Annotated in this window: 24 protein-coding genes; 12 read left to right on the top strand and 12 right to left on the bottom strand. The window is 72.8% G+C overall.

Annotated features, from left to right (window positions below; genetic code table 11):
• Window positions 1-493 (top strand): TetR/AcrR family transcriptional regulator (locus IFT36_RS08935; protein ID WP_200412923.1); only part of this gene is annotated, 493 nt, incomplete at its 5' end.
• Window positions 494-496: 3 nt separating this feature from the next.
• On the opposite strand, the gene IFT36_RS08930 is transcribed toward IFT36_RS08935, so the two are convergent.
• From IFT36_RS08930 to IFT36_RS16895, 7 genes are all read right to left on the bottom strand, one after another.
• On the bottom strand, window positions 497-1090 hold the full coding sequence (locus IFT36_RS08930) for a GNAT family N-acetyltransferase (RefSeq protein WP_200412922.1): 594 nt from the start codon (window positions 1088-1090) through the stop codon (window positions 497-499).
• Window positions 1091-1122: 32 nt separating this feature from the next.
• Window positions 1123-1827 carry a uracil-DNA glycosylase gene (locus tag IFT36_RS08925; RefSeq protein WP_173151017.1) on the bottom strand — a complete coding sequence of 235 codons (705 nt, stop codon included), beginning with the start codon at window positions 1825-1827 and terminating at the stop codon, window positions 1123-1125.
• Window positions 1824-2567, bottom strand: coding sequence for a Type 1 glutamine amidotransferase-like domain-containing protein (locus IFT36_RS08920; RefSeq protein ID WP_233568344.1), 744 nt, complete (start codon window positions 2565-2567; stop codon window positions 1824-1826). Before IFT36_RS08920 ends, IFT36_RS08925 begins: the two co-directional genes overlap by 4 nt.
• Window positions 2564-3112 (bottom strand): phosphoribosyltransferase, encoded by a 549-nt coding sequence (locus IFT36_RS08915; RefSeq protein ID WP_056046006.1) that lies wholly within the window; start codon window positions 3110-3112, stop codon window positions 2564-2566. The genes IFT36_RS08920 and IFT36_RS08915 overlap by 4 nt, the downstream gene beginning before the upstream one ends.
• 34 nt (window positions 3113-3146) lie before the next feature.
• A complete protein-coding gene (locus IFT36_RS08910; protein ID WP_233568345.1) occupies window positions 3147-3911 on the bottom strand; it encodes a YqjF family protein in 765 nt (254 codons plus the stop codon).
• Between the two features lie 79 nt (window positions 3912-3990).
• Complete coding sequence (locus IFT36_RS08905; RefSeq protein WP_200412921.1) at window positions 3991-5187, bottom strand: FAD-binding domain-containing protein; 1197 nt, start codon at window positions 5185-5187, stop codon at window positions 3991-3993.
• A gap of 62 nt (window positions 5188-5249) precedes the next feature.
• Entirely contained in the window at window positions 5250-6242 is a 993-nt protein-coding gene (locus tag IFT36_RS16895; protein WP_200412920.1) for a glycosyltransferase family 2 protein, read from the bottom strand.
• A 556-nt stretch (window positions 6243-6798) separates the two neighbouring features.
• On the opposite strand from IFT36_RS16895, the gene IFT36_RS08895 reads away from it, so the two are divergent.
• On the top strand, window positions 6799-7389 hold the full coding sequence (locus IFT36_RS08895; RefSeq protein ID WP_159825284.1) for a hypothetical protein: 591 nt from the start codon (window positions 6799-6801) through the stop codon (window positions 7387-7389).
• On the opposite strand, the gene IFT36_RS08890 is transcribed toward IFT36_RS08895, so the two are convergent.
• Window positions 7376-8152 carry an SDR family oxidoreductase gene (locus IFT36_RS08890; RefSeq protein ID WP_233568346.1) on the bottom strand — a complete coding sequence of 259 codons (777 nt, stop codon included), beginning with the start codon at window positions 8150-8152 and terminating at the stop codon, window positions 7376-7378. The genes IFT36_RS08895 and IFT36_RS08890 overlap by 14 nt on opposite strands.
• A 183-nt stretch (window positions 8153-8335) precedes the next feature.
• Here IFT36_RS08890 and IFT36_RS08885 point away from each other — a divergent pair, with 183 nt between their 5' ends.
• The 5 genes from IFT36_RS08885 to IFT36_RS08865 all read left to right on the top strand — a co-directional run bounded on the left by IFT36_RS08885 (window position 8336) and on the right by IFT36_RS08865 (window position 14313).
• Window positions 8336-9667 carry a bifunctional o-acetylhomoserine/o-acetylserine sulfhydrylase gene (locus IFT36_RS08885; protein ID WP_200412919.1) on the top strand — a complete coding sequence of 444 codons (1332 nt, stop codon included), beginning with the start codon at window positions 8336-8338 and terminating at the stop codon, window positions 9665-9667.
• A 102-nt stretch (window positions 9668-9769) separates the two neighbouring features.
• Window positions 9770-10969: a homoserine O-acetyltransferase MetX gene (gene metX, locus IFT36_RS08880; protein ID WP_192123337.1), complete on the top strand. Its 1200-nt coding sequence runs from the start codon at window positions 9770-9772 to the stop codon at window positions 10967-10969.
• A 175-nt stretch (window positions 10970-11144) separates the two neighbouring features.
• Window positions 11145-12302 carry a sensor histidine kinase gene (locus IFT36_RS08875; protein WP_056046025.1) on the top strand — a complete coding sequence of 386 codons (1158 nt, stop codon included), beginning with the start codon at window positions 11145-11147 and terminating at the stop codon, window positions 12300-12302.
• The gene (locus tag IFT36_RS08870) at window positions 12299-13549 is read left to right on the top strand and encodes a hypothetical protein (RefSeq protein WP_056046027.1); all 1251 of its coding nucleotides are present in this window, start codon (window positions 12299-12301) and stop codon (window positions 13547-13549) included. The genes IFT36_RS08875 and IFT36_RS08870 overlap by 4 nt, the downstream gene beginning before the upstream one ends.
• Before the next feature lie 86 nt (window positions 13550-13635).
• Window positions 13636-14313 carry a response regulator transcription factor gene (locus IFT36_RS08865; protein ID WP_043593728.1) on the top strand — a complete coding sequence of 226 codons (678 nt, stop codon included), beginning with the start codon at window positions 13636-13638 and terminating at the stop codon, window positions 14311-14313.
• Window positions 14314-14468: 155 nt separating this feature from the next.
• Here the strand turns inward: IFT36_RS08865 and IFT36_RS08860 are convergent, their stop codons facing one another.
• A complete protein-coding gene (locus tag IFT36_RS08860) occupies window positions 14469-15719 on the bottom strand; it encodes an MFS transporter (protein ID WP_307785071.1) in 1251 nt (416 codons plus the stop codon).
• A 254-nt stretch (window positions 15720-15973) separates the two neighbouring features.
• On the opposite strand from IFT36_RS08860, the gene IFT36_RS08855 reads away from it, so the two are divergent.
• A complete protein-coding gene (locus IFT36_RS08855; RefSeq protein ID WP_200412917.1) occupies window positions 15974-18034 on the top strand; it encodes a cell wall-binding repeat-containing protein in 2061 nt (686 codons plus the stop codon).
• 62 nt (window positions 18035-18096) lie between these two features.
• Here IFT36_RS08855 and IFT36_RS08850 read toward each other — a convergent pair whose 3' ends face one another.
• Window positions 18097-18426: a thiamine-binding protein gene (locus IFT36_RS08850; RefSeq protein WP_200412916.1), complete on the bottom strand. Its 330-nt coding sequence runs from the start codon at window positions 18424-18426 to the stop codon at window positions 18097-18099.
• The gene (locus IFT36_RS08845; RefSeq protein WP_200412915.1) at window positions 18423-19754 is read right to left on the bottom strand and encodes a glycosyltransferase 87 family protein; all 1332 of its coding nucleotides are present in this window, start codon (window positions 19752-19754) and stop codon (window positions 18423-18425) included. Before IFT36_RS08845 ends, IFT36_RS08850 begins: the two co-directional genes overlap by 4 nt.
• Before the next feature lie 79 nt (window positions 19755-19833).
• Here IFT36_RS08845 and IFT36_RS08840 point away from each other — a divergent pair, with 79 nt between their 5' ends.
• The 4 genes from IFT36_RS08840 (at window position 19834) to IFT36_RS08825 (ending at window position 23254) form a co-directional block, all read left to right on the top strand.
• Complete coding sequence (locus tag IFT36_RS08840; protein ID WP_123570287.1) at window positions 19834-20664, top strand: ABC transporter substrate-binding protein; 831 nt, start codon at window positions 19834-19836, stop codon at window positions 20662-20664.
• A gap of 26 nt (window positions 20665-20690) precedes the next feature.
• Window positions 20691-21533 (top strand): amino acid ABC transporter permease, encoded by an 843-nt coding sequence (locus IFT36_RS08835; RefSeq protein ID WP_056046032.1) that lies wholly within the window; start codon window positions 20691-20693, stop codon window positions 21531-21533.
• Window positions 21534-21535: 2 nt separating this feature from the next.
• Entirely contained in the window at window positions 21536-22363 is an 828-nt protein-coding gene (locus IFT36_RS08830) for an amino acid ABC transporter ATP-binding protein (RefSeq protein WP_082460397.1), read from the top strand.
• 201 nt (window positions 22364-22564) lie between these two features.
• Window positions 22565-23254, top strand: coding sequence for a YceI family protein (locus IFT36_RS08825; RefSeq protein WP_200412913.1), 690 nt, complete (start codon window positions 22565-22567; stop codon window positions 23252-23254).
• A 105-nt stretch (window positions 23255-23359) separates the two neighbouring features.
• Here the strand turns inward: IFT36_RS08825 and IFT36_RS08820 are convergent.
• The coding region (locus tag IFT36_RS08820; RefSeq protein ID WP_274598548.1) for an NAD(P)H-hydrate dehydratase at window positions 23360-23750 on the bottom strand (391 nt) is incomplete at its 5' end.

Below are 23750 nucleotides of genomic sequence, written 5' to 3'. Positions count from 1 at the left end.
GCTCGACGGCGTCCTGGCCGTCCTCGAGGCGGGCGGCCCCTCGGCCGTGACGCACCGCGCGGTGGCCCGCGCGGCCGGCGTCCCGGTCTCGGCGGCCACGTACTACTTCGCCGGACGCGACGACCTGCTGCGGGCGGCGCTGCGCCACGCGACCACGGACTGGGTGCGGTCCTTCGACCGACTCGAGCGCGCCTCCTCGGCGGACCTGGCCGAGACGCTCGTCCGGTACGCGATCACCGAGCGCGGGTCGGCCCGGGCGCAGTACGAGCTGCTCTTCACCGCCATGCGGGACGAGTCGCTGCGCGAGGACGCGGACCTCTGGTACTCGTCGCTCGAGCACGTGCTGAGGAGGACCGGCGTGCCGAGCGAGCGGCTCGACGTCGTGGCCCTCGCCGTCGACGGCCTGATCGTCCGCATGCTCTGGCGCGGCGAGCCCGGCACCGTCGACGCGACCGAACGCATGTTGCGGGAGATCGTCGGCCCGCTGCCCTGAGGTTCAGGCGCGGCGGCGCTTCTTGAGCGACTTCTGCATCGTGATCGTGCCGAGCCAGCGGCCGAACTTGAAGCCGACCCGGCCCATGCGACCGACCTCGGTGAAGCCGAGCCGCGCGTGCAGGCCGATCGACGCCTCGGCGTTCTTGTCGGCGATGACCGCGATCATCTCGCGGATGCCCGCGTCCCGGCAGGCCTCGACGAGCGCCTCGAGCAGGGCACGGCCGAGGCCCTTGCCGGTCGAGGCGGCCCGCAGGTAGATCGAGCTCTCGACGGTGTAGCGGTAGGCCGCCTTGCCGCCCCACGGCGTCGCGAGCGCATAGCCGAGGGCCTCGCCGGACGGGTTCACCGCGACGAGGAACGGCATGCCGAGCGTCGTGACGAAGGCGAACTTGCGGCGCCACTCGGCGAGGGTCATCGCGTCCTCGTCGAAGGTGACGGACGAGTTCGCCACGTAATGGTTGTAGATCTCCTGGACGTAGGGCAGGTCGGCGGGCGTCGTGGGTCGGATCTCGAACGTGAAGCCGGGCTCGACCGGGGCCGGGGGCCGGAGGGCTCGGGGAAGCCGACGCCGGGGCTGGTATTCCTCTTCGAGCACGGGATCACTCTGCCACGCCGGGTGCGGGACCGTCAGGCGGCGGGCGGGAGCGTCCAGTCGACGGGGTCGCCGCCCTGGGCGACGAGCAGCTCGTTCGCCCGGCTGAACGGCCGCGAGCCGAAGAACCCGCGCGACGCCGACAGGGGGCTCGGGTGCGGCGACTCGATCGAGGGGACGTCGCCGAGCATCGGCTTGAGCGCCGACGCGTCACGGCCCCAGAGGATGGCCACGAGGGGCCCTCCCCGCGCCGCGAGCACCTCGATCGCGCGCTGCGTGACCGGTTCCCAGCCCTTGCCGCGGTGCGACGCCGTCTCGCCCGGACGCACCGTGAGCACCCGGTTGAGCAGCAGCACGCCGTGGCGCGACCACGAGGTCAGGTCACCGTGCTCGACGACGGGGACGCCGAGGTCGTCGTGCAGCTCGCGATAGATGTTCGCGAGGCTGCGCGGCACCGGGCGCACGTGCGGGTCGACGGCGAACGACAGCCCGATCGGGTGGCCGGGCGTCGGGTAGGGGTCCTGACCGACGATCAGGACGCGCACCTCGTCGAGCGGCTGTCGGAAGGCGCGCAGCACGTCCTCGCCGGCGGGCAGGTAACCGCGCCCCGCGCGCACCTCGGCTCGCAGGTACTCGCCCATGTCGGTGATGCGGTCGGCCACGGGTTCGAGCGCGGTCGCCCACGAGGGGTCGATCTGCTCCGAGAGCGGTCGACGGTGGTCGTGCGCCTCGACGGTCACTCGACCCCGAGCGTGCCGACCGAGACGCCGACGATCTCGCCGTCGTCGTCGAGCTGCGGTTCGACCCGCCAGACGCTGCCGGTGCCGAGCACCGCGAGGGCGCCCTCGCCGACGACCAGGGCGGTGTTCTCGTCGATGGCGACGCCACCACGGACGAGTCCCGCCTCGGTGGCGGCGATGAGCCTGGTCAGGGTGCCCCACTGGGCGGCGTGCACGTCGATGGCGAGGTCGACGAGGCCGAGGCCGTCGGCGAGGGTGACCTCGTCCAGGTCTTCTGCCGCGTCCTCGGGGCAGACCGGGACGTCGCCGATCAACCAGCCGCCGAGCACGGCGCGGTCCGCGGCGATCATGGCGCCGGCCGAGAAACCGAGGTAGGGCAGCCCGTCGGCCACCAGGAGGCGCACCTGGTCGATCAACGGAGCGACCGCGTCGAGGTAGGCGGGGGTGAGCCCACCCGCCACCAGCAGGCCGTCGACGTCGCTCAGCACGCGGGTGTCGAACTCGTCCCCGGCGGAGACGATGGTGGTCAGGGCCTCACAGCGCCCCCCGGCGGCCAGCATGGCGGGGTACCCGTCACGGAACTCGGCGGACGGCGAGTCGTCGGCCACGACGATCAGCACGGCGATGCGCGGCACGCTCCGGCCGACGGCGGCACCGCGGACGGCGGCCTCGGCGACGAAGAGGTCGTACAGCTCGGTGTCGTCGGGCGACCAGCCGCCGCCCACCAGGTGGATGCTCACTCGCCCGCCCCCGCTCCGACCTCACGCGTGACGGGCGGCAGTGCGCTCCACGGGAAGGTGATCCACTGGTCGGTGCGCTTCCAGACGAAGTCGGGTTCGAGCACGGTGCGGGGCTTGCTGTAGAGGCAGACCGTGCGGACCTCGGAGGCCACCTCGGCGAGCAGGTCGCGCACGAGCACGAGGGTGCGCCCCGAGTCGGACACGTCGTCGACGACGAGGACCTTCTTGCCCTCGAGCGACGGGGCGTCGAGGGTCGGGGGCAGCAACACGGGCTCGGGCAGCCGCTCGTCGACGCCCGTGTAGAACTCGACGTTGATCGAACCGCACATCTTGGTGTCGAGCGCGTACGCCACGGCACCGGCGAGCACGAGCCCCCCGCGGGCGACGGCGACGATCACGTCGGGCGTGAACCCCGCCTGGACGACGTCGGAGGCCAGGTGGCGAGCGGCCTCACCGAACTCGAGCCAGCCCAGCACCTCCCGCTCGGGAGCTTCGACCTCGGGTCGTGCGGGGGCGGCCTGGCTGTCGTCGGGTGGGGTGACCATGCCGACAACCGTAACGCGCGCAGGGCGCCCCGCGTCACGCCGGGACCCAGGCACCCCCGGGAGGCGCGAAGACCGTGTCGACGCCGTCGGACCACAGCAGCGAGTCCGGCTCGCGGTCGGTGACGCCCGGCAGGCCGCCGTCGGCGACGAGCTCGTCGTCGAGGTCGACGAGCTCGGCCCGTCGCAGCGACCAGGTGTCGTGCCGGTTCGGCCAGTACCGGGTGCGCCCGCCGCGGGCGACGTGCATGCCCCAGCGGGCGGTGAGGAACTCGGCGAGCGGGTCGCCGTCGACGACCTCGTCGGTGGGTCGGACGGACAGGCGTGACGACGGGTTCGCCCCTGGCCCGAGCCGGGTGCTGCGGTACGTCACGACCCCGTCGACCCGGGACTCGCGCATCGACGCCCAGCGATACGGCAGACCGAGGCCCACGTTCGCGGCGAGTACCGAGACGAGGCGCTGCGCCTCGAGGGTGCGGAACACCACGCCGCGTCGGCCCAGGGCGTCGACCGAGTACAGCCGCACGTTCGTCTCGAGGAAGTCCCCGGCCCAGGGCACCGCGGGCAGCGGCCCGAAGGCGCTGCCCGTCAGCTTGAACGGGATGAGCCCGACCCAGGTCGACCCGTCGAACACGTCGGGCCGCGTGCCGGGCGGCAGCAGCGGGGCGACGCGATCGGGCTCGACCCGCCAGTGTGCGAAGGCCAGGCCGCCCCAGTGCTGTCGGATGAACGCGGGGCGGAGCAACGGAGGCGCGGTGCGGGACACCGGATCGGCTTCGGCCCCCGGCATGGTCTGGTCCATGTGGCCCACGGTACGGGCGACCGCCTGGGCGGTCCACAGCCTCGGACGAGCTGCCGCCCCCGGCCCTCCCCGGGCCGCCTCAGAGCTGGCGGACGAGTTCGGGGATGCGACCGCGGAACGGGAAGAAGCCCCGGGAGGCGGACGGCCACGCCTCGCCGTCCCACCGCCGCCGGACGGTGACGATGTCGATCCCCTCGGTAGAGAGGGCTCCGCGCACGGACGTCAGTCGCTCCTGGACGGGACCGACCGGGGCGTACGGCGTCACCACCGTGTCGAGCCCCTCGGACCGCGCCCACTCGACGACGGCGGCGGGCCGTGCGTCGGTGGGCGTCCGGGCGGGCCGACCGTCGGCGTCCCGCGTCCGTGTCGCCGCGTCGTCCCGAGCGCCCGTCGTGAAGGCCACGACGGCGGCGGAGGCGCCCTGTGGGGACCGGCCTCCGGGGTCGGCGGAGACGGCCACGGCCGACAGCCGCGCGACGAGACCGGGGCGTTCGGCGAGCAGGCTCTCGGGCTCGAGGTCCTCCTCGTGGAGCAGCAGCCCGACCCGCCCACCCGGGGAGCCGACGACGTCGGCGGCCTCGACGGGCGTCCGTGGCGGCAACGGCTCCTCGTCGAGGGCCCTGGCCGTGGTGGCGAGACCCTCGGGCGAGAAGCGCCCGTCGGTGAAGCGCGAGATGTTCGAGGCCGTCGCGAGGTAGGTCTTGCCGGCGGTCTGCAGGCCCGCCACCCAGCGCCAGGACAGGGTGTTCGAGGCCGCGTCCCCGTCGAGCAGGTGGCGGAGGAAGAAGTCGGCGCCCAGGTGCCACGGAAGGCCGAGGGTGAAGATCCAGATGCTGGCGAACCACATGCGCGCGTGGTTGTGGAGGTACCCGGTGTCGACGAGCTCGCGCACCCAGGCGTCCATCGCGTCGATGCCGGTGCGGCCGGCGACCGCCTCGTCGTACCCCGCGGGGACGCCGGCGTCGACGGCGCGGTCGACGTCCCGTCGGTACCGCCGCCACACCTCGGGGTTCTGCTCCAGCCAGCCCTTCCAGTAGGTGCGCCAGAACACCTCCTGCACGAACTTCTCCGCGGCACCGAGCGTGTGACGCTCGAGGACCGCGCCGACGACCTCGCGTTCCGTCACGAGACGGTGGCGGAGGTACGGCGACAGCCCCGAGACGGTGCGGCGTGACACCCCGAGGTCGTGGTTCCGGTCACGGGCGTAGGCGGAGCCGGCGAGGGGCAGGAACTCGTCGAGGGCCTCGAGGCCGGCGACTCTGGTCGGGACGATCACACGTCCATCTTGCGACCCCGGACCCGTGGGGGCCCGGGGAACGCCGTCGCGACCAGGAGACGTCAGTGGCGGACGGTGGCCGAACGCAGCGGTTCGAGCTGGTCGATCGGCAGACCGACGTGCGTTCCGCGCAGCAGCCCGAGCAGGCGACCGGCCACGAGACCGACGGCCGCGGCGGCCAGCACCGCCGTGCCGCGCCGACGACCGACGAACGAACGCCACGCGCCCGAGGCCAGGCGGGCGGCCGTGACGCCCGGGACGACGGCGGTGTCGGCTTCTCCGCCGAGGGAGCGTCGCAGCGCGGTCTGGGTGACGCCGCGGTCCACGGCGGCGCCGACGACCGAGCTCCGGCGCGTCCGCGAGGGACGCACGGTGCGCGAGACCCTGGCCGACGAGGTCGACACGACCCGCGCCTCCGGCTCGTCCGCGGCGAGGCGCAGGCACAGCCCGACGAACTCGGCGCCGCGGGGCACGCCCTCACGGGCGTCGACACCGCTGGCCAGGCCACCGACCTGCAGCAGGTCCCACCGTCGGAAGGCCACGGTCGCTCCCGCCACGTCGTCGAGGCCGACGAGGCCGTCGGGTCGCGAGCGGGGCGTGCAGTCCACGGCCCAGAGCAGGTCGTCGGGCAGGGCGGACGAGGCCGCACCGGGCCAGGTCGGTTCGGTCCGTCCCACGACCGCGATGACGTCGACCTGGTCGAACGGGGCGGCGAGCGCCCGGGCCCAGCCGGCGTGGGCGACGCAGTCCGCGTCGAGGAACGCGACGACGTCGCCGCGTGCCGACTCGATGCCGGTGTCGCGGCTGCCGGCGAGCCCCGGGGTGCGGGTGTTGTCGACGACGAGCAGGTCGTCGTACCGGTGGCGCAGGTGGTCGCGGAGTCGCGGTGCCCGATCGACGACCACGAGGACGTCGTGCACGTCGCCGTCGCGGAGGACGGAGTCGAGCGCGGCCGTCAGGCCGTCGAAGGGGGTGGATTCGTCGGCGCAGACGACGACGCTGACGCGGGGGGCCGGGGGGACGGAAGGCAGGGAGGTGCGGACGCGGAGGGTCACGGGGGTTCCTCTGGGTTCGTCGACGGTCGCCGTCGCGCCGCAGGGCGTCGCGTTCGGGTGGCGACCCTCGTCGGAGGGTGCGTTCGGGTGGCGTCGTCGGGAGGGGTGGCCCGACGTCGTCGGCCGGCGGTCGATTCGGGCGACCACGGCAGAGGCACGTCCCGGATTCGGGTTCGGGACGTCCTGACCTCCACAACGGTACGGGTCCCTCCTGGGAAGACGAAGAACGAGGGGGTCCCCCGTTCGAGGGGGCCTCGTCCGGGTGACGTCCGGGTGGCGGCCGGGTGGGGGCCGGTCCGCGCCGGCTCCCCCCGGGTGAGGCTCGCCGTCCCGCGCGGTTCTGCGGCCCTCCGGGCCCCGGACGGCAGGAGGCGCGGGCACCGTCGGCGACGTCCCCCCGGTCGCCGAGCGGGTCGTCCCCCGCCGGAACCACCCGCTGGTGACCCGTGTGACGCGTCGTCCGCCCACCCGTCGCGGCCCCGCCCACCCGGTCGTCGCTCCCCCGCGCGCCGGTAGGGTCGGGGCCTGACCCGCCACCACGAGAGGACGTCGACCAGTGCCCCACGGACCGGGAACGCGCCGTCGCGCGGAACGCACGGCGCTCGAGCGCGCGGTCGACGAAGGCCTGTTGATCGTCCGGGCGGCCCTGGTGGTGGCCGTCACGAACCAGATCATCCGCCGTGCCCTGCAGGAGCGCCTCCCGTTCGACGAGGACGTCGCGACGCGGGTCACCCGCGACGAGATCGACCGCCTGACGGCCGAGCAGACGTCGGCCGCGGTGCGCGTCCGCCGACTGCGTCGGATGACCGGCCGGTCGTATGGCCAGTCCCGTCACCAGTTCGACTACCGTCCCGAGGACGCCGACGCCCTGAAGCTCCGCGAGGCCGCGTCGAAGGGAGTGGCCCGGGCGCTGGCCGCCCGCCGGGAGGACGACGACTTCGTGGCCGAGGTCGTCGCGGACGCCCGGTCGCGGGCGTGGGACGACGTCGGGCAGACGGTCGTCGACCGGCTCGGCTGGGCCGCGCGCCCGGCCGACGACTACGACGACGGGCGCCACGAGCGCCTGCGCGACCTCGTCGAGGGCGACCTCGCGGCGCTGCGCGAGAGCCGCTCGGACGGCGGGGCCGGCTCGGTCAGTCCTTCTTGACCCTGAGCTCGCCCTTGGCCACCTTGTACGTCGCCGCCTGGGCCACGGGCTTGATGGTCACCAGGTCGAGGTTGACGTGGGCCGGCAGCTCGACCGAGTGCACGATCGACTCGGCCACGTCGTCGGCCGTCAACGGCGACTCGACGTCGCGGTAGACCGCGTCGGCGCGGTCCTGGTCGCCGCCGAAGCGCACGAGCGAGAACTCCTCGGTGTGCACCATGCCCGGCGCGATCTCGATCACCCGGATCGGCTCCCCGGCCAGCTCGAGCCGCAGCACGGCCACGAGGGCGTGCTCGGCGAACTTCGAGGCGTTGTAGCCACCGCCGTTCTCGTAGGCGACGTGACCCGCGATCGACGTGACGGTCACGATGTCGGCACCCCGCGCCTCCTCGGCTCCGCGGCGGAGCGACGGCAGCAAGGCGGTGACCGCGCGCTTGGTGCCCAGCACGTTGACGTCGAACATGCGCTGCCAGTCGTCGATCGAGCCGTTCTCGACGCTGTCGAGTCCGAACGCCCCACCCGCGTTGTTGACGAGGGCGTGCAACGGTCCGGTCTCCTCGACGTGGGCCCGCAGGGCGGCCACGTCGTCGTCGCTGGTGAGGTCGGCCCGGAACCAGGCCGCCCCCGTCTCGTCGGCGAGCGCCCGGAGGCGGTCCTCGCGTCGCGCGACGGCCAGGACCTCCCAGCCGCGCGAGCGGAACGACCGCACCGTCGCCGCTCCGATGCCCGAGCTCGCTCCCGTCACCACGACCCGCTTCGCCACGTCTGCCTCCTGTTGCCTCGTTCGTGGTCGTCGCCCGCTGCGGGCGCACCGCCCCACGCTAGCGGCCCCGTTACGTCCCGTGTCCGGCATCGTGGACGGTCGGGGGCACGGTCCGTACCGTGGCTGTCACCGCAGACCCCCGCCGACGCCCCCGGCCCACGCACCCGACCGCAGGAGCACACCATGACCGACGCCCAGCCCGCCTGGAAGTTCGAGACGCAGCAGATCCACGCCGGGGCCCAGCCCGACCCGACGACCCATGCCCGCGCCACGCCGATCTACAAGACGACGTCGTACGTCTTCCGGGACGCGCAACACGCGCAGGACCTCTTCGCCCTCGCCGAGAACGGCAACATCTACTCGCGCATCATGAACCCCACCCACGACGTCGTGGAGAAGCGCATCGCCGCGCTCGAGGGCGGGACGGGTGCCCTGCTGGTGTCGTCGGGCCAGGCCGCGTCGTCCTTCGCCGTGCTGAACATCGCCGAGGCGGGCGACCACATCGTGTCGTCGTCGTCGATCTACGGCGGCACGTACAACCTCTTCAAGTACACGCTCGCGAAGCTCGGCATCGAGACGACGTTCGTCGAGAACCAGGACGACGCCGACGAGTGGCGCCGCGCCGTGCGTCCGAACACGAAGCTGTTCTTCGCTGAGACGATCGGCAACCCGAAGATCAACATCCTCGACCTCGAGAAGGTGTCCGGGGTGGCGCACGCCGAGGGCGTCCCGCTGATCGTGGACAACACGATCGCGACGCCGTACCTGATCCGGCCGCTCGAGCACGGGGCCGACATCGTCGTGCACTCGGCGACGAAGTTCCTCGGCGGGCACGGCACCGTCATCGGCGGCTTCATCGTCGACGGCGGGACCTTCCCGTGGTCGTCCCACGCGGAGCGCTTCCCCGGTCTGACGCAGCCCGACCCGTCGTACCACGGGGCCGTCTACACGCAGGCCGTCGGCGACGCGCTCGCCTACGTCATCAAGGCGCGCGTGCAACTGCTGCGCGACCTCGGGGCGTCCAACAGCCCCGACACGGCCTTCTCGTTGATCCAGGGCATCGAGACGCTCAGCCTGCGGATCGAGCGACACGTCCAGAACGCGCAAGAGGTGGCGGAGTGGCTCGACGCCCGCGACGACGTCGCCGCGGTGTACTACGCGGGCCTGCCGACGAGCCCGTGGTACGCGGCGGCGAACAAGTACGCGCCCAAGGGCGTCGGGGCCGTGCTGTCCTTCGAGCTCAAGGGAGGAGTCGACGCCGGCCGAGCGCTCGTCGACGCCCTCGAGCTCTTCAGCCACCTCGCGAACATCGGCGACGTGCGCAGCCTCGTGATCCACCCCGCCTCGACGACGCACTCGCAGCTCACCCCCGAGCAGCAGCTCACGACCGGCGTCACGCCGGGGCTCGTCCGCCTCTCGGTGGGCCTCGAGAACGTCGACGACCTGAAGGCCGACCTCGACGCGGGCTTCGCGGCGGCGCGCGCCGTCACCCGGGAGGCGCTCCGCAGCAGCTAGGACGGGCGCCGGCCGGTCGGGGCCTGCGCGGTGGACTCGAGGAGGCGCGGTGTGCGTAACAAACGCACCGCGCCTCCTCGGCTCGTCCAGGATGGACGTCACATGGACTGGCAGAGCACACCCGAGGACACCGTCCCGTCGAGCGTCATCAGCGAGCGCACGCGCCTGGCGATGCTCGGCCGGCCGCCGGTCACCGGAGCCTGGCGCGACGGCGACGACCCCGGCGGGCGGTCGTTCGTGACCCTGGACGACCTCGTGCTCGAGAGCGGCGTCACGCTGCCCCGACCGCGGCTCGCCGTCGAGACCTGGGGCGAACTCGACGCCGGGCGGAGCAACGCCGTGCTCGTCTCGCACGCCCTCACCGGCGACAGCCACGTCGTCGGCGCGGCTGGCCCCGGCCACCCCACGGCGGGCTGGTGGAACGGCGTCGTCGGCCCGGGACTCGCGATCGACACCGACCGCTGGTTCGTCGTCGCACCGAACGTGCTCGGGGGCTGCCAGGGCAGCACCGGCCCCTCGTCCTTCGCTCCGGACGCCGTCGAGTGGGGGTCGAGGTTCCCCCACCTGACGATCCGGGACCAGGTCGCCGCCCAGGCGGCGTTGGCCGACCACCTCGGCATCGAGCGGTGGGCCGCGGTCGTCGGCGGGTCGATGGGCGGCATGCACGCCCTCGAGTGGGCGATCACTCACCCCTCGCGCGTCGCCCGGCTCGCGGTGCTGGCCGCGCCGCCGGTCGTGAGCGCCGACCAGATCGCCCTGAACACGGTGCAGTACGAGGCCATCCGGATGGACGCCGCCTTCGACGGCGGCGACTACTACGACGCGGTCGACGGCCCGTACCGCGGCCTCGCCCTCGCCCGGCGGATGGCCCTGCTCAACTACCGCTCGCCCGACGAACTGAACGCCCGCTTCGGTCGCAGCTGGCAGAGCGAGATCTCGCCGCTGGGCGGTCCGGGACGGTTCCAGGTCGAGAGCTACCTCGACTTCCACGGCAACAAGTTCACCCGCCGCTTCGACGCGGGCAGCTACGTGACCCTGCTCGGTGCCATGAACTCGCACGACGTCGGGCGGGACCGGGGCGGCGTGGCGGCGGCGCTGAACCGCATCACGGCTCCGACGCTGGTGCTCGGCGTCGACAGCGACCGGCTCTTCCCCGTGTCCGACCAGCGGGTCATCGCACGACACCTGCGGCACGGCCTGGACGGCGACGGCGTGGCCGTGGTCGAGAGCCCCTACGGGCACGACGGATTCCTCATCGAAGGCGACGCGGTGGGCGCCCAGCTGCGCCGTCTGCTCGACTGACCCCAGTTCGGTGGACACCACGGGGTACAGTTCCGCATCGCGACCGGATCGTTACCCCGACAATCGGCGTTTCGGGCCGTGCACGACCCCCTGAGAGGGGGCTGGGTGTGAAAACATGAGGAGTCGCCAGCCACCCGGCAGCCGTGACGCCACCGTCGGAAGCCACTCACGAATCATGGACATCTTCGCCCAAGAGCGCGATCGTCTGCTCAGCAGCACGACCCGCACCCTGGGGCTCGCCTGCGCGGCGGTCTCGGTCGTGGCCCTGGCCATCCCCGGTGTGACCGACCCCCTGCACCTCGCGGCGATCGCCCCGCTCGCCGCTCTGCTCGTCGTGTCGCTGCTCTTCGTCACCGGGCCGCGCGCCCGCGTCTGGGTCCCGGTCGGGCTGGCCTCGGGCATCGCGGCGACCGTGGTGGCCCTGTTGCCCGCCGGTGGCCCCGACGACGGTCCGCTCGCCACCGCGATCATCCCCCTGGCCGGTGGTGCGACCGCCGCCTTCAGCCTCATGCTCTCGTCCAGTCGCCCACGGCTGACCACGGCGGTCGTGGCCTTCGTCGTCGAACTGACCCTGGTGGCCCTGGCGACCGGCTCGCCGTTCACCTTCCCGGTCGCGGCCGTGCTGCTCGGCTGGGTGTCCTGCTTCGTCACGGGCCTCTGGCTCGGACGCGCCGTGCCCCTGGCGGCACGCCGCATCTACAGCATCGGCAACGCCCACCGGGCCGAACGTCAGGCCAGCGAGACCGAGGCCCAGCGGCGGCAGGGCGCCCGCCTGCTGCACGACACCGTGCTGGCCACGCTGACCCTGCTCGCCCACTCGGGGTTCGGCGTCACGCCCCAGGCGCTCCAGGACCAGGCCGCCGAGGACGCACGCCTGCTGCGCCACCTCCGTCTCGGTGGCACGCCGCAGCCGCAGGCGTCGGGCGACTACAGCCTCGAGACGGTCGAGGAGTCCCCGCTCGGCCAGACCCTGGAGTCGGTCAAGCAGCGCTTCGGCCGCATGGGCCTCGAGGTGAGCTGGCACGGCACCGGCCAGGTCCTGCTGCCCACCCACGTGCTCGACGCGTTCCTGCTGGCCCTCGCGGAGTGCCTCGAGAACGTGCGGCGTCACGCCGGCGTGACCGAGGCCCACGTCACGATCATCCACGACGACTCGATGGTCCGTGCCATGGTCACGGATGCGGGCGTCGGGTTCGACCTCGCCGGCATCAGCGAAGAGCGCCTGGGCTTCAAGGAGTCCGTCGTCGGCCGGCTGCACGAGGTCGGCGGCAGCGCCCGTCTGTTCTCGTCGCCCGGGTCGGGCACCACCGTCGTCCTGGAGGCACCGCGATGAGCGTCGACGAGAACACCTTCGGGATCGTCCGGGGCCGCCGAGCCGCTCGCGGCCTGCCGATCAGTTCGACCGGAGCGCGATCGCTGCGCCAGGCCCGTGCGGCCGGCGCCACTCTCGGCACCGGGTACCTGGGCGTCGGCGCGGCCGTGGTCGCCGCGCTCCAGGCCGTGTACGGCCTGGCCTTCTTCCTCAGCCACCTCTCGGCCTACCCCGACGTCGCCCCCGTCCTGATCTCATGGCTGCTCTACGTGGCGACCTTCATCGGCACGGCCGTGCTCGTGACCGTCCGGGGCGAGCGGTTGACTACGGGCGTGTTCGCCGTGATCGGGGTGGTCCTGGCCGTCGTCGTCACGCTGGACTTCGTCGCCATCTGGCCGCTGCACGACGTGGGCGCCTATGCCACGTCGAGCGTCGCCGTCGGCTTCGGCCTGCTGCCCATCGTCACCCTCAGGCCCGTGCGAGAGGTCGTCACGGCCACCGCCCTGCTCTTCGTGGCGTTCGTCGTCATGGTGGCCCTCTCGACCCCCGTGACCAGCGACTCGGGCCCGCAGCAGATCACCGTCGTGGCCCTGGCCGTCCTGCCGAGCGCCATCGCCACCTTCGCCGTGCACCGCTTCCGTCGCATGGTGCAGGTCGAACTCGACCGGGTGCTCGTGCAGAGCAACGTGTCACAGCCCCGATTCGCGGTGGGCATGCTCGCCAGCGACGAACTGGCACGACTCGACCTCGCGGCCGAGAAACTGCTCGACGGCGTCGCGAACGGCGACGTGCCCCTGCCCCTGTCGCCCAAGGTCGCGTCGCAGGCCGCGTCGCTCGCCACCGAACTGCGCCTGCACCTCATCGAGGGCCGGCGCGAGACCTGGCTGCACCACGCCGTCACCGAGTCCGAGTACCTCGGCCGGTCGGTCGCGCTGGTCGACCCGTCGTCGCTCGCCGGCCTGCTCGCCCCGGCACAGCGCGACGGACTGCTCCAGGGCGTCTGGTTGCTGCTCGGCGACTCGAAGAGCCGCGCACCGGGCACGACGATCCAGCTGACCCTCGGCCCGGTGACCGCCGCGTCCCAGTCCTTCGCCGGTCGCAGCGTCTGCGTGCCCGTCGTGCTCTCGACCACGGGCATCCGCCGCAACCGCGTCACGCCCGCCACCTGGAACGCCCTCGAGCGTGCCGGTGAGTACGTCGTCTCGACCCACGAGTCGAGCGTCAAGATCTCGGTCAACTGCATCGTGGACAACCCCGCCGAGGCCTGACCCGCCGAGCACCCCGCGTGGCCCGGCCCCATCACCACCCCCGCCCGTAGCATGAACCCCACTCCGTCCTGAAAGAAGGTCCCGACGTGTCAGACCACGACGACCGCATCCGCCTCGCCCTCGTAGACGACCACAAGATGCTCCTGGGCGCCCTCAGCGAGTGGATCCGTGGTGCCGCGAGCGACATCTCGATGGTCGCCGCCGTCGCGTCCTGGCCCGAGCTGCTCACGCACCCCGAGTTCCCGGTCGACGTCGTCCTGCTCGACCTCGACCTGAAGGACAACATCCCGATCTCGCTCAAGATCAACACGCTCAAGACGACGGGCGTCAAGACCGTGCTGATGAGCACCTACTCCGAGCCCAACGTGGTGCGCGAGGCCCTCGCCGCCGGCGCCCTGGGGTACCTCGTCAAGAGCGAGGACGCCGAGATGATCGTCGAGGCCATCCGCTCGGCCGCCAAGGGAGAGTCGTACATCTCGGCCGAACTCGACCTGGCCCTCAACGCCGCCGAGGTGGGTGGCGTGCCGAAGCTCAGCGCGCAGGAACGCCGCGTCATGGCTCTCTACGGCGGTGGCGAGCCGGTCAAGGCCGTCGCCTACCAGCTCGGCATCAGCGAAGAGACCGCCAAGAGCTACCTCAAGCGCATCCGCGAGAAGTACCGCGTCGCCGGCTACGACGTGGGCACCAAGGTCGCCCTCCGGAAGCGCGCCATCCAGGACGGCATCCTCCTCCAGACCGACACGCCGGCCCAGACCAGCTTCTGACGCCCGGCCTCACGCGGAGAACGGCCCGACCCCCTCGGGGGCCGGGCCGTTCGCCGTCTGCATGACCCGCGCCTCCTCGGAACCGGGCCGTTCGTCGTCTGCTCGACCCGCGGCTCCTCGGGACCTGTCGTCCCGCATCGGCGGCCCGAGGGCGGCTAGGCCGAGACCGACTCGCGTTCGGCGGCCGTGACCCGTGCCGCTCCGCGCCGGTCGTCGAGGCGCTGCATGCCGAAGCTGATCATGGTCAGGACGACCCCGGCCAGGGCGAGCACGACGCCGACCCACCCGGGTGCCGAGAAGCCGAGGCCCGCCGCGATGACCGCGCCGCCGAGGTACGCGCCGAAGCTGTTGCCGAGGTTCATGGCCGAGTGGTTCAAGGCGGCGCCGATGACCTGGCTCTCGCCCGCGACCTCCATCAGGCGGGACTGCACCGAGGGGCCGACGCTCGAGCCGACGAGGCCGACGAAGAACGTGCTGACGAAGATGCCGACGATCGAGCTCGACGTGAGCGCGTAGGCCGAGAGCGCGGCGATGAGGCCGACGAAGCCCAGGTACATGGCGAGTTTGAGCGACCGGTCGGCCAGCCAACCGCCGAGCAGGTTCCCGATGGTCATGCCGACGCCGACCGTGACGAGCACCCAGGGCACGACGCCCTGGGAGACGCCCGCGCCCTCGGTGACGGCGTTGGCGATGTAGCTGTAGACCGCGAAGAACCCGCCGAAGCCGATGGCGCCGATGCCCATCACGAGCCACACCTGGGGCTGCTTGAACGCCCGCAGCTCGCGCTTCATCGAGGCGGACGCGTCGCCGTCCTGGTGCGGCACGGCGAGGGCGACGGCGGCGAAGGTCAGGGCGAAGATGAGGGCCACGGCGAGGTAGGCGACGCGCCACCCGGCTTGCTGGCCGAGCCAGGTGATCGAGGGCACGCCGATGACGTTCGCGATCGTCAGGCCGCTGAGGACGAGCGCGACGCCCTTGCCCCGGTTGCCCGGACCCATGATCGACGCGGCGACGATGGACGCGATGCCGAAGTACGCGCCGTGCGGCAGACCCGCGGCGAAGCGGGCGGCCAGCACCCAGCCGAACGACGGCAGCAGTGCCGACGCGATCGTGCCGACCGTGAAGGCGGCGAGGAGCGCCAGGAGCAACTTCTTCTTCGGGAAGTGCGACGACATCGCGGCGATGGTCGGGGCCCCGACGACGACGCCGAGGGCGTAGGCGCTGATCAACCAGCCGGCCTGGGCGATGCCGGCGTCGGCCGACCGCGAGTAGAGGTCGGGCAGCAGGTCGCCCGCCATGTTCGGCAGGAGTCCCATGGCGACGAACTCGGTCGAGCCGATTCCGAACCCGCCGAGGGCGAGGGCGATCAAGGCGGCCGTGCGACGACGGCGGGAGAGGTGGGTCACGAGCGGGCCTTTGCGGATCGAGAAGAGCCAGAGGAGAAGGGAGGAACGACCTTCGCTCGTCATCGAGCAGGGCACGTGCGGAAGAGCGCGACACGTCGCGCCTCCCTCCTGATCGTATCGATTCGACCGGCGGTTGCCAACCGTCCGCCGGGACTCCGACCCGTCCGGCGAAACACCCGCATCCAGCGATCTGGCGTCGAGCCGCTCCGTGCCGCTAGATTCGAGCGTTCCGTTCCTTCCCGATGGGTTCTCGCATGTCCGCACCCGACTCCTCCCCCGCCGCCACCCTCCGAGGGCTCGGGGGCTCCGGCGACCCGATCCGGCCTCCCACGCGGACCCTCGTCGGGGCCCTGACGGTCGTCGCGCTCGTGTTGGTCTCCACGCTGGTCGGCCTGGCGGTTCCCCCTCCGGCGCACGCAGCGACTACGGGGTACGTGACCGGGCACCTGACGGGGACGGATCCCTCGCGCAGCGACTCCATCGCCGAGGCACGGTTGATCCGCCCCGACGGAGCCGAGGTGGGCTCGACCCAGTTCGTCGACCGCACCACGGGCGCCTACACCCTCGAGGTCGTGACCGCGGGTCGCTACACGGTGCTGTTCAAGGACGGCGACACGCGCCGGAGCCAGTACTGGGGTGGAGCCCACGATCTCACCGGAGCCCGCTGGTTCGACGTGGCCGACGGCCAGACCGTCACCGACGTCGACGCCCGACTGGTCGTCCAGGAGGCCCTGGCGGGGCGTGTGTGGCTCGGCGGGGGTCGTGACGACTTCGCCGCCGTCGGCAACGCCGACATCTCGGTCGTCAACGTCGACACCGGCGACCATTCGTCGGCCCTGACCGACTCGAGAGGCGCCTACTCGGTCGCGGTCGACCCCGGCCGCTACCGCATCCGCGCCTCGGTCAGGCCCTCACCCGACGCGCCGGACCTCTCGACGTCGTGGTTCGGGGGCGCCGCGGCCGAATCCGACGCGACGATCGTGACCGTGGCCAAGGACGCCCGGCTCTCGGGACTCGACCTGCAGGTCGAGAAGTCGGCCGTCCTGACGGGTTCGGTGACCCCGGTCCTCGACGACCCCCTCGACGTCGGCTTCAGCGCAGAAGCGTGGACGACCGACTCGCGAGGTCGTTGGTACCTCGCGACGGGGGCGGCGATCCGGAAGGGGACGTTCGCGTTCCACGGGCTGCCGGCGGGTGACTACGTCGTGCGGTTGACGGGCCTCCCCCTGAACCGCACCGACGACTCCGCCCCCGCCGTCGCTCCACGCTACGCACCCGGTGTGGAGAACCGCGACGACGCGACGCGCTTCCGTGTCGCCAGCGGTGAGACGCGCTCGGTGGGAACGGTCCTCCTCCCGCCCCTTCGTCAGACCACCACCCGCATCTCCGGCCCCGATCGCTTCGCCGTCGCTGCGGCCATGTCCTCGCGGTTCACCGAGACCGGCGGCACGGTCGTCGTCGCCAACGGGCTGGGCTTCCCCGATGCGCTGTCGGCCGGACCGGCCGCGGCGCATCTCGACGCCCCCCTCCTGTTGGTCACCCCGACCACCGTTCCCGACGTCGTCGCCGCCGAGCTGAAGCGCCTGCGACCGAAGACGGTCGTCGTCGTCGGTGGTCCCGTCTCGATCTCGCCGGACGTCGAGAAGGCCCTCGGCGTCGTGGCCACCCCGACGAGCGGTCCGCGCTCGACGGTGGTGCGCATCGGTGGCGCCGATCGGTACGCGACGTCCCGAGCCATCGCGCGCTATGCCTTCGTCTCGTCCGACGCCCCTGCCGCGACCACGGGCACCTCACCGGGCCGCGTGCTGTACCTGGCCTCGGGTTCGGGGTTCGCGGACGCCCTCTCGGCCGGTGCCGCGGCTGCGGAGGCCGACGCCCCGCTCGTGATGGTGGACGGCCGGGCGGCACGCGCCGACGACGCGACGCGCGAGCTGTGGGGCGATCTGGGCAGCCCTGCAGCCATCGGCGTGGGAGGCCCGCGGGCCATGTCCCCCGGCATCGCCACGTCCCTGTCGGGCACCGACCGCGGCGGGCAGATCGTCGGCGCCGATCGCTACGAGGTGTCCCACCACACCACACGCGGGGCGTTCGACGAAGCCGGCACGGTCTATCTCGCCACCGGCGTCAACTACCCCGACGCGCTGTCCGGCGCAGCCCTCGCAGCCCGGACCTCGTCGCCACTGTTCATCGTGCCGGGCACGTGCGTGCCCGCATCGATCCTGCACGACCTCGACGTCCTCCAGACCGAGCACGTGGTCCTGCTCGGAGGCCAGCAGGCCCTCTCGTCGCGGGTCGACTCCCTCACGGCCTGCTGACGGCGGCGTCCCGTTCCCCACGCCGGACCGACGCGACGATGGTCCGGCCCTGCGTGATGCGGTCAGGCGTCGCCGAGTGCGGCTTCGAGTCGTTCGACCTTGCCGGTCAGTTCGCCGGTGCGTCCCGGCCGGATGTCGGCCTTGAGCACGAGGGAGACGCGCGAGCCGAAGGCGCCGACGGCCTCGGTCGCGGCCTTGACGACGGCCATCACCTCGTCCCACTCGCCCTCGATCTCGGTGAACATCGACGAGGTGTGGTTCGGCAGCCCGGACGCCCGCACGACCGCGACGGCGGCGGCGACGGCCGAGTGGACCGAGTCGGGCTCGGAGCCGGCGGACGCCCCGCCCTCGGGAGCGGCACCACTGGGCGAGACGGAGAACGCGACGATCATGCGTCCATCCTCGCGTGTGCGGGCCGCAGGCGCCAGAGCGTCACGACCGTCCACCCCAGCAGTCCGAGCTCGAGCACGGCCCGCAGGGTGACCACGGCCACCAGGTCGGGTCGCGCGGCGAGCAGGGCGTCGTACTCGAGGGGGTAGACCACCTGGGTCAGCCCCGCGACGACCACGGCCGCCACCGCCGGCACGACGAACCGCGGCCCGCCCGATCGTGCGAGCACGAGCCCGACGACGACGGGCACCGCGAGCCAGGCCACGAACTGCGGCGAACCGACCTTGTTGGTCACGATCAGGGCGACGACGACGGCGAGCGACAACGGACCCAGGAGGCGCGTGGCCGTCACCCCGCGGCGCACGGCCCGCAAGCCCAGCAGCACGACGCCGAGCACGACCGCGGCCATCACGAGGCTCATCGCCTTCGCGGCGAACCCGACCCCGTCGCCGGCGATCTGGTACGTCAGGATCTCGCGGTCGTAGTAGACGAAGGTGCCGGGCACCCCCGCGGCCGCGCGCCAGAGCCAGAGCACGGCTGCGGGCGACTCGACCTGGAGACCTCGACCGGCCTGCTGGCCGACGAAGCCGAACACGTTCCACCCGCTGCCGAGCACGAGCGAGACGGACACCACGACCGCACTCGTCACCGCCGCCGCCACGACGACCTCGACCCGACGACGCAGGGCGAGGACGGCGACCACCACGAGAGCGGCGGGCCAGACCTTGACCCAGGCCGCGATCGTGAGCAGGGCGGACGCCGCCGACGGCCGTGTCGAGACGAGCAATAGCCCCACCAGCGCGATCGAGACCGTGACGGCGTCGATGCGGCCGAGGGCGATCGGCCCGAGGGCGACGAGGAACGCCAGCCACCACCAGGCGGCGACCACGGACCCGGCACGCCGCCGCGCCACGAGCACGACGAAGGCGCCGGCGTTCAGCAGGGACACCAGCACGAGCCACACGGCCCCGTACCCGGAGTCGCCCCCCAGGCGGGCGAGCAGCATCGGCACCGCGGCGAGCAGCGGGTAGACCCACGGTCGGTCGACGCCCACCCAGTCGCCCCCGCCGACGCCCTGCTGCATCCAGGTGCGGTAGACGACGTCGACGTCGCCCAGGGTGCGGTTGCCGCCGACGAGGTTGAGCCGGACGAGCCAGGCGTGCACGAGCACGAAGGCGACGCCGAGCACGACCGGCGACGTCACGAACGACCTCGCCCGGTCGACGAACGTCGTCGGGCCGTCGGCGACGGGCCGGGTGCCCGACGTCCGCGCCGCGCGGACGATCGGTGCCCCGGGGGTGGCCGACGCGGGGGGCACGGAAGTCGGCATGCCCACAGGCTAGCCGCCGGCCCCGACGCCGGGCGTCATGCGTCGGCCGACGTCCGCGGTCGCCGCTACGATCCCTCTCATGCGCAGACCCGCCTCCCTCCGACTCGTCGCGACCGCCGCCGCCCTCGTGCTGGCCGGGTCGCTCGCCGCCTGCTCGTCCGACGGGGGCGCGGGTGCCGACGGGGCGGCCGTCGCTCCGGTCACCGACGGCAAGATCACCGTCGCGACGGGTGAACCGGCCTACGGCCCGTGGGTCGAGGACGACGACCCGACCTCGGGCAAGGGCTACGAGGCCGCCGTCGCCTACGCGGTCGCCGAGAAGCTGGGCTACGACGACTCCGACGTCGTCTGGGTGCGGACCACGTTCGACGAGGCCATCGCGCCCGGGCCGAAGACCTTCGACCTCAACCTGCAGCAGTTCTCGATCACCGACCAGCGCAAGAAGGCCGTCGACTTCTCGCCCGCCTACTACGAGACGCGCCAGGCGGTCGTCACCCTGCCCGGCACCTCCGCGGCCGACGCCACCTCGATCGCCGACCTGAAGGGCCTCGCCATCGGCGCCCAGAGCGGCACGACGAGCTTCACCGCCGCCGAGGACGCCATCGACCCCGAGGGCGGAGTCCAGGCCTACAACTCGAACGACGACGCCAAGGCGGCCCTCGAGGCCGGCCAGGTCGACGCCATCGTGCTCGACGTCCCCACGGCCACGTACTTCGTCGAGGGCGGCGTCGTGCTCGGCCAGCTGCCCGCCACCGACGGGGCGAGCGACCAGCTCGGCATCGTCCTGCCGCTCGGCAGCTCGTTGACCGCCGACGTCACGAAGGCCGTCGACGACCTCCGGGCCGACGGCACGCTCGCCGAGCTGCAGAAGCAGTGGCTGGCCGACTACGACGTGAAAGAGCTGTCGTAGCGCCTCGTACGGTCGCGGCCGGCCCGGTGGCCGTCAGCGACCTCGAACTCGACCGGCGCGCCTTCCGTCGACGACAGTCGACCCGCTCCGTGGTGATCGCCGCCGTCAGCACGGTCGCCTTCGCCGCCCTCGCGTGGTGGGCGGTCACCAGCACGCCCGGCTGGTCCCGAGTGCAGTTCAGCTTCCTCGACGGGGCCACCTTCGCGTCGGCGTGGCCCCGCGTGATCGAGGGCCTCTGGCTGAACGTGCGGGTCCTGCTGGTCGCCGCCGTCGGCGTGGCCGTCGTCAGCACCGTCCTGTCGGCACTGCGCACCCTGCGGGGTCCGGTCTTCTTCCCCGTCCGGGCGCTGGTGCGGGGCTACACCGACCTCTTCCGCGGCATGCCGCTGATCATCGTGCTCTACCTCGTCGGCTTCGGCGTGCCGGGCCTCGGGCTCGGCATCCCACGCCTGCCCGCCGAGTTCTGGGGCACGATCGCGCTGGTCCTCACCTACTCGGCCTACGTGTCCGAGGTCATCCGCGCCGGCATCGACGCCGTCCACCCGTCGCAGCGCCTCGCGGCCCGGTCGCTCGGCCTCAGCCACGCCAAGACCCTCCGCCTCGTCGTGTTCCCGCAGGCACTGCGCAAGGTCACGCCCGCCCTCATGAACGACTTCGTCTCGATGCAGAAAGACGTCGGTCTCATCTCGGTGCTCGGGGCGGTCGACGCCGTCCGCGCCGCCCAGATCGAGACCGCGACCGCGGCGAACTTCACGCCCTACGTGCTCGCCGGGCTGTTGTTCGTGCTGCTGGCCCTGCCGACCATCTGGCTGACCGACTGGCTGTCGGCGCGCCTCCGTCGTCGCGAACAGGCGGGCAGCGTCGTATGAGCATCTCCACCCCCGACCCCACCCCAGGAGGCGCGGTGCCCGTCACCCCCGCAGCCCTCGGCCCCGGCCCCAGCCCCAGCCCCAGCCCCAGCCCCGAGACAGTGCTGCGCCTCGAAGGGGTCCGCAAGTCCTTCGGCGACACGGTCGTGCTCGACGGCATCGACCTGGACGTCGCGCGGGACGAGGTCGTGGCGCTGATCGGCGCCAGCGGCTCGGGCAAGTCGACGCTGCTCCGCACCGTGAACCTGCTCGAGCAGATCGACGACGGACGCATCGTGCTCGGCGACGACGACATCACCGACCCCCGGGTGCGCGTCGACGCCGTCCGGGCCCGCATCGGCGTCGTCTTCCAGCACTTCAACCTCTTCCCGCACCTGACCGTGCTCGACAACGTCGCCCTGGCCAGTCGCCACGTGCTGCGCCAACCCAAGGCCGCGGCGAACGAGCGTGCCCTCGAGGTCCTCACGCGCGTGGGTCTCGGCGACAAGGCCGGCGCCTACCCCGACCGCCTCTCGGGCGGACAGCAGCAGCGGGTCGCCATCGCCCGGGCCCTCGCCCCGCGACCCGCCGTGCTGCTGCTCGACGAGATCACGAGCGCCCTCGACCCCGAGCTGGTGGGCGAGGTGCTCGACCTCGTGCGCACGCTGAAGGAGGTCGGCACGACGATCCTCATGGCGACGCACGAGATGGCCTTCGCCCGCGACGTCGCCGACCGGGTCGTCTTCCTCGACCGGGGCCGGATCGCCGAGCAGGGTCCGCCCGCGCAGCTCTTCACGGCCCCCCGCGAGGTGCGCACCCAGGAGTTCCTCACGCGGTTCACCGCTCACTGACCGGGATCGACCGGCACCGGCCCCGGCACCGGCCCCGGGCCAGGGCCAGCTCTGGACCCGGGCCCGGTCCGACTCGGCCCGCTCGGGCGCCCACCGTCTTCACCTGCGTCTCCCAGGTTCTTGCGAAGGAGACACGTCACCATCGGTTCAGCCCCGTGGACTCGCCGCGCGTCACGCCGACCCCTCCGAAGGACGAAGACCATGAAGAAGAAGACCAAGATCGGGCTCGGCGTCGCCGCAGCCGTCGTCGTCCTGGGGGCCACCGCGGCCTTCGCCGGGCCGGCCTTCTACCGCGACGTGATCGTCGGCCAACCCGAGGCCGCGCCCACCGCCTCCCTCACCCCCGGGTCGAGCACGCTCGACCCCAGCCAGCTCGCAGGCGACTGGAGCATCGGTGACGGCAGCACGGCCGGCTACCGCGTCGACGAGGTGCTGAACGGCACCGACGTCACCGTCGTCGGCAAGACCGACCAGGTCTCCGGCACGATCACCGTCTACGGGACGACCATCTCGGCGGCCACCATCGACGTCGACGTCGCCTCGATCGCGACCGACAGCGGCAACCGCGACGACTACTTCCGGGGCACGGCCATGCAGGTGAACCAGTACCCCACGGCCACGTTCACGCTGACCCAGCCGATCGAGGCGGCCGTCCCCTCCGACGGTGACGTGGCCAAGGTGGACGCGACCGGCGAGCTGACCATGCACGGCGTCACGAAGACCGTCACGGTGCCCCTGCAGGCGGCCCTGTCGGGCGACGGTGTCCAGGTGAGCGGGTCGATCCCGGTGACCTTCTCGGACTACGGCGTCGACGCGCCGAGCCTCGGCTTCGTCAAGGTCGAAGACCAGGGAACGGTCGAGTTCCTCGTGGCGGCGACCCCCGCCTCCTGAGTCCCGGGCGCTCGCGCGTCGAGCGCCGCACCACGACCTGAGCGTCGCACCGCCGATGTCGGCGGTGCGACGCTCAACTCGTCGTGCCGTGCGCCTGGGCCCGGCTCAGCCCCGGCGCAGCAACTCGGCGATCGTGGCGGGGAGGGCGTCGACCAGGCCGAGCACCGTGAACGGTCCGCCGGCACCCGCCCGGGACGCCGCGAGGCCATGGAGCACCGCAGCCGTCGCGGCCGACCGGGCCAGCGCCTCCTCGTCCGCGGCGATCTCGTCGGCGTGCGTCGCGACCAGGGCCCCCAGGACTCCCCCGAGCGCATCGCCCGCGCCGGCGGTGGCCAACCACGTCGGCGCGCTGGCGGCGACGAGGCGCGTGCCGCCGGGCGAGGCGACGTACGTGCGGTGCCCCTTGACGAGCACCGTGCAGCCCCACTCCCCGGCCGCGCGCTCGGCGGCACCGGCCGGGTCGGCGGCCACGTCGGCGACCTCGCGGCCCGAGGCC

It is taken from the genome of Frigoribacterium sp. CFBP 13605, assembly GCF_014839405.1.
Lineage (GTDB): Bacteria > Actinomycetota > Actinomycetes > Actinomycetales > Microbacteriaceae > Frigoribacterium.
This window is presented reverse-complemented; position numbering and strand designations above follow the sequence as displayed.

Coding starts and splice junctions, on each gene's coding strand:
- IFT36_RS08915 (WP_056046006.1), bottom strand. CDS start 3,112: ATGGTCACCCCACCCGACGACAGCCAGGCCGCCCCCGCACGACCCGAG.
- IFT36_RS08910 (WP_233568345.1), bottom strand. CDS start 3,911: ATGGACCAGACCATGCCGGGGGCCGAAGCCGATCCGGTGTCCCGCACC.
- IFT36_RS08885 (WP_200412919.1), top strand. CDS start 8,336: ATGACCGACGCCCAGCCCGCCTGGAAGTTCGAGACGCAGCAGATCCAC.
- metX (WP_192123337.1), top strand. CDS start 9,770: ATGGACTGGCAGAGCACACCCGAGGACACCGTCCCGTCGAGCGTCATC.
- IFT36_RS08875 (WP_056046025.1), top strand. CDS start 11,145: ATGGACATCTTCGCCCAAGAGCGCGATCGTCTGCTCAGCAGCACGACC.
- IFT36_RS08870 (WP_056046027.1), top strand. CDS start 12,299: ATGAGCGTCGACGAGAACACCTTCGGGATCGTCCGGGGCCGCCGAGCC.
- IFT36_RS08855 (WP_200412917.1), top strand. CDS start 15,974: ATGTCCGCACCCGACTCCTCCCCCGCCGCCACCCTCCGAGGGCTCGGG.
- IFT36_RS08850 (WP_200412916.1), bottom strand. CDS start 18,426: ATGATCGTCGCGTTCTCCGTCTCGCCCAGTGGTGCCGCTCCCGAGGGC.
- IFT36_RS08845 (WP_200412915.1), bottom strand. CDS start 19,754: ATGCCGACTTCCGTGCCCCCCGCGTCGGCCACCCCCGGGGCACCGATC.
- IFT36_RS08840 (WP_123570287.1), top strand. CDS start 19,834: ATGCGCAGACCCGCCTCCCTCCGACTCGTCGCGACCGCCGCCGCCCTC.
- IFT36_RS08825 (WP_200412913.1), top strand. CDS start 22,565: ATGAAGAAGAAGACCAAGATCGGGCTCGGCGTCGCCGCAGCCGTCGTC.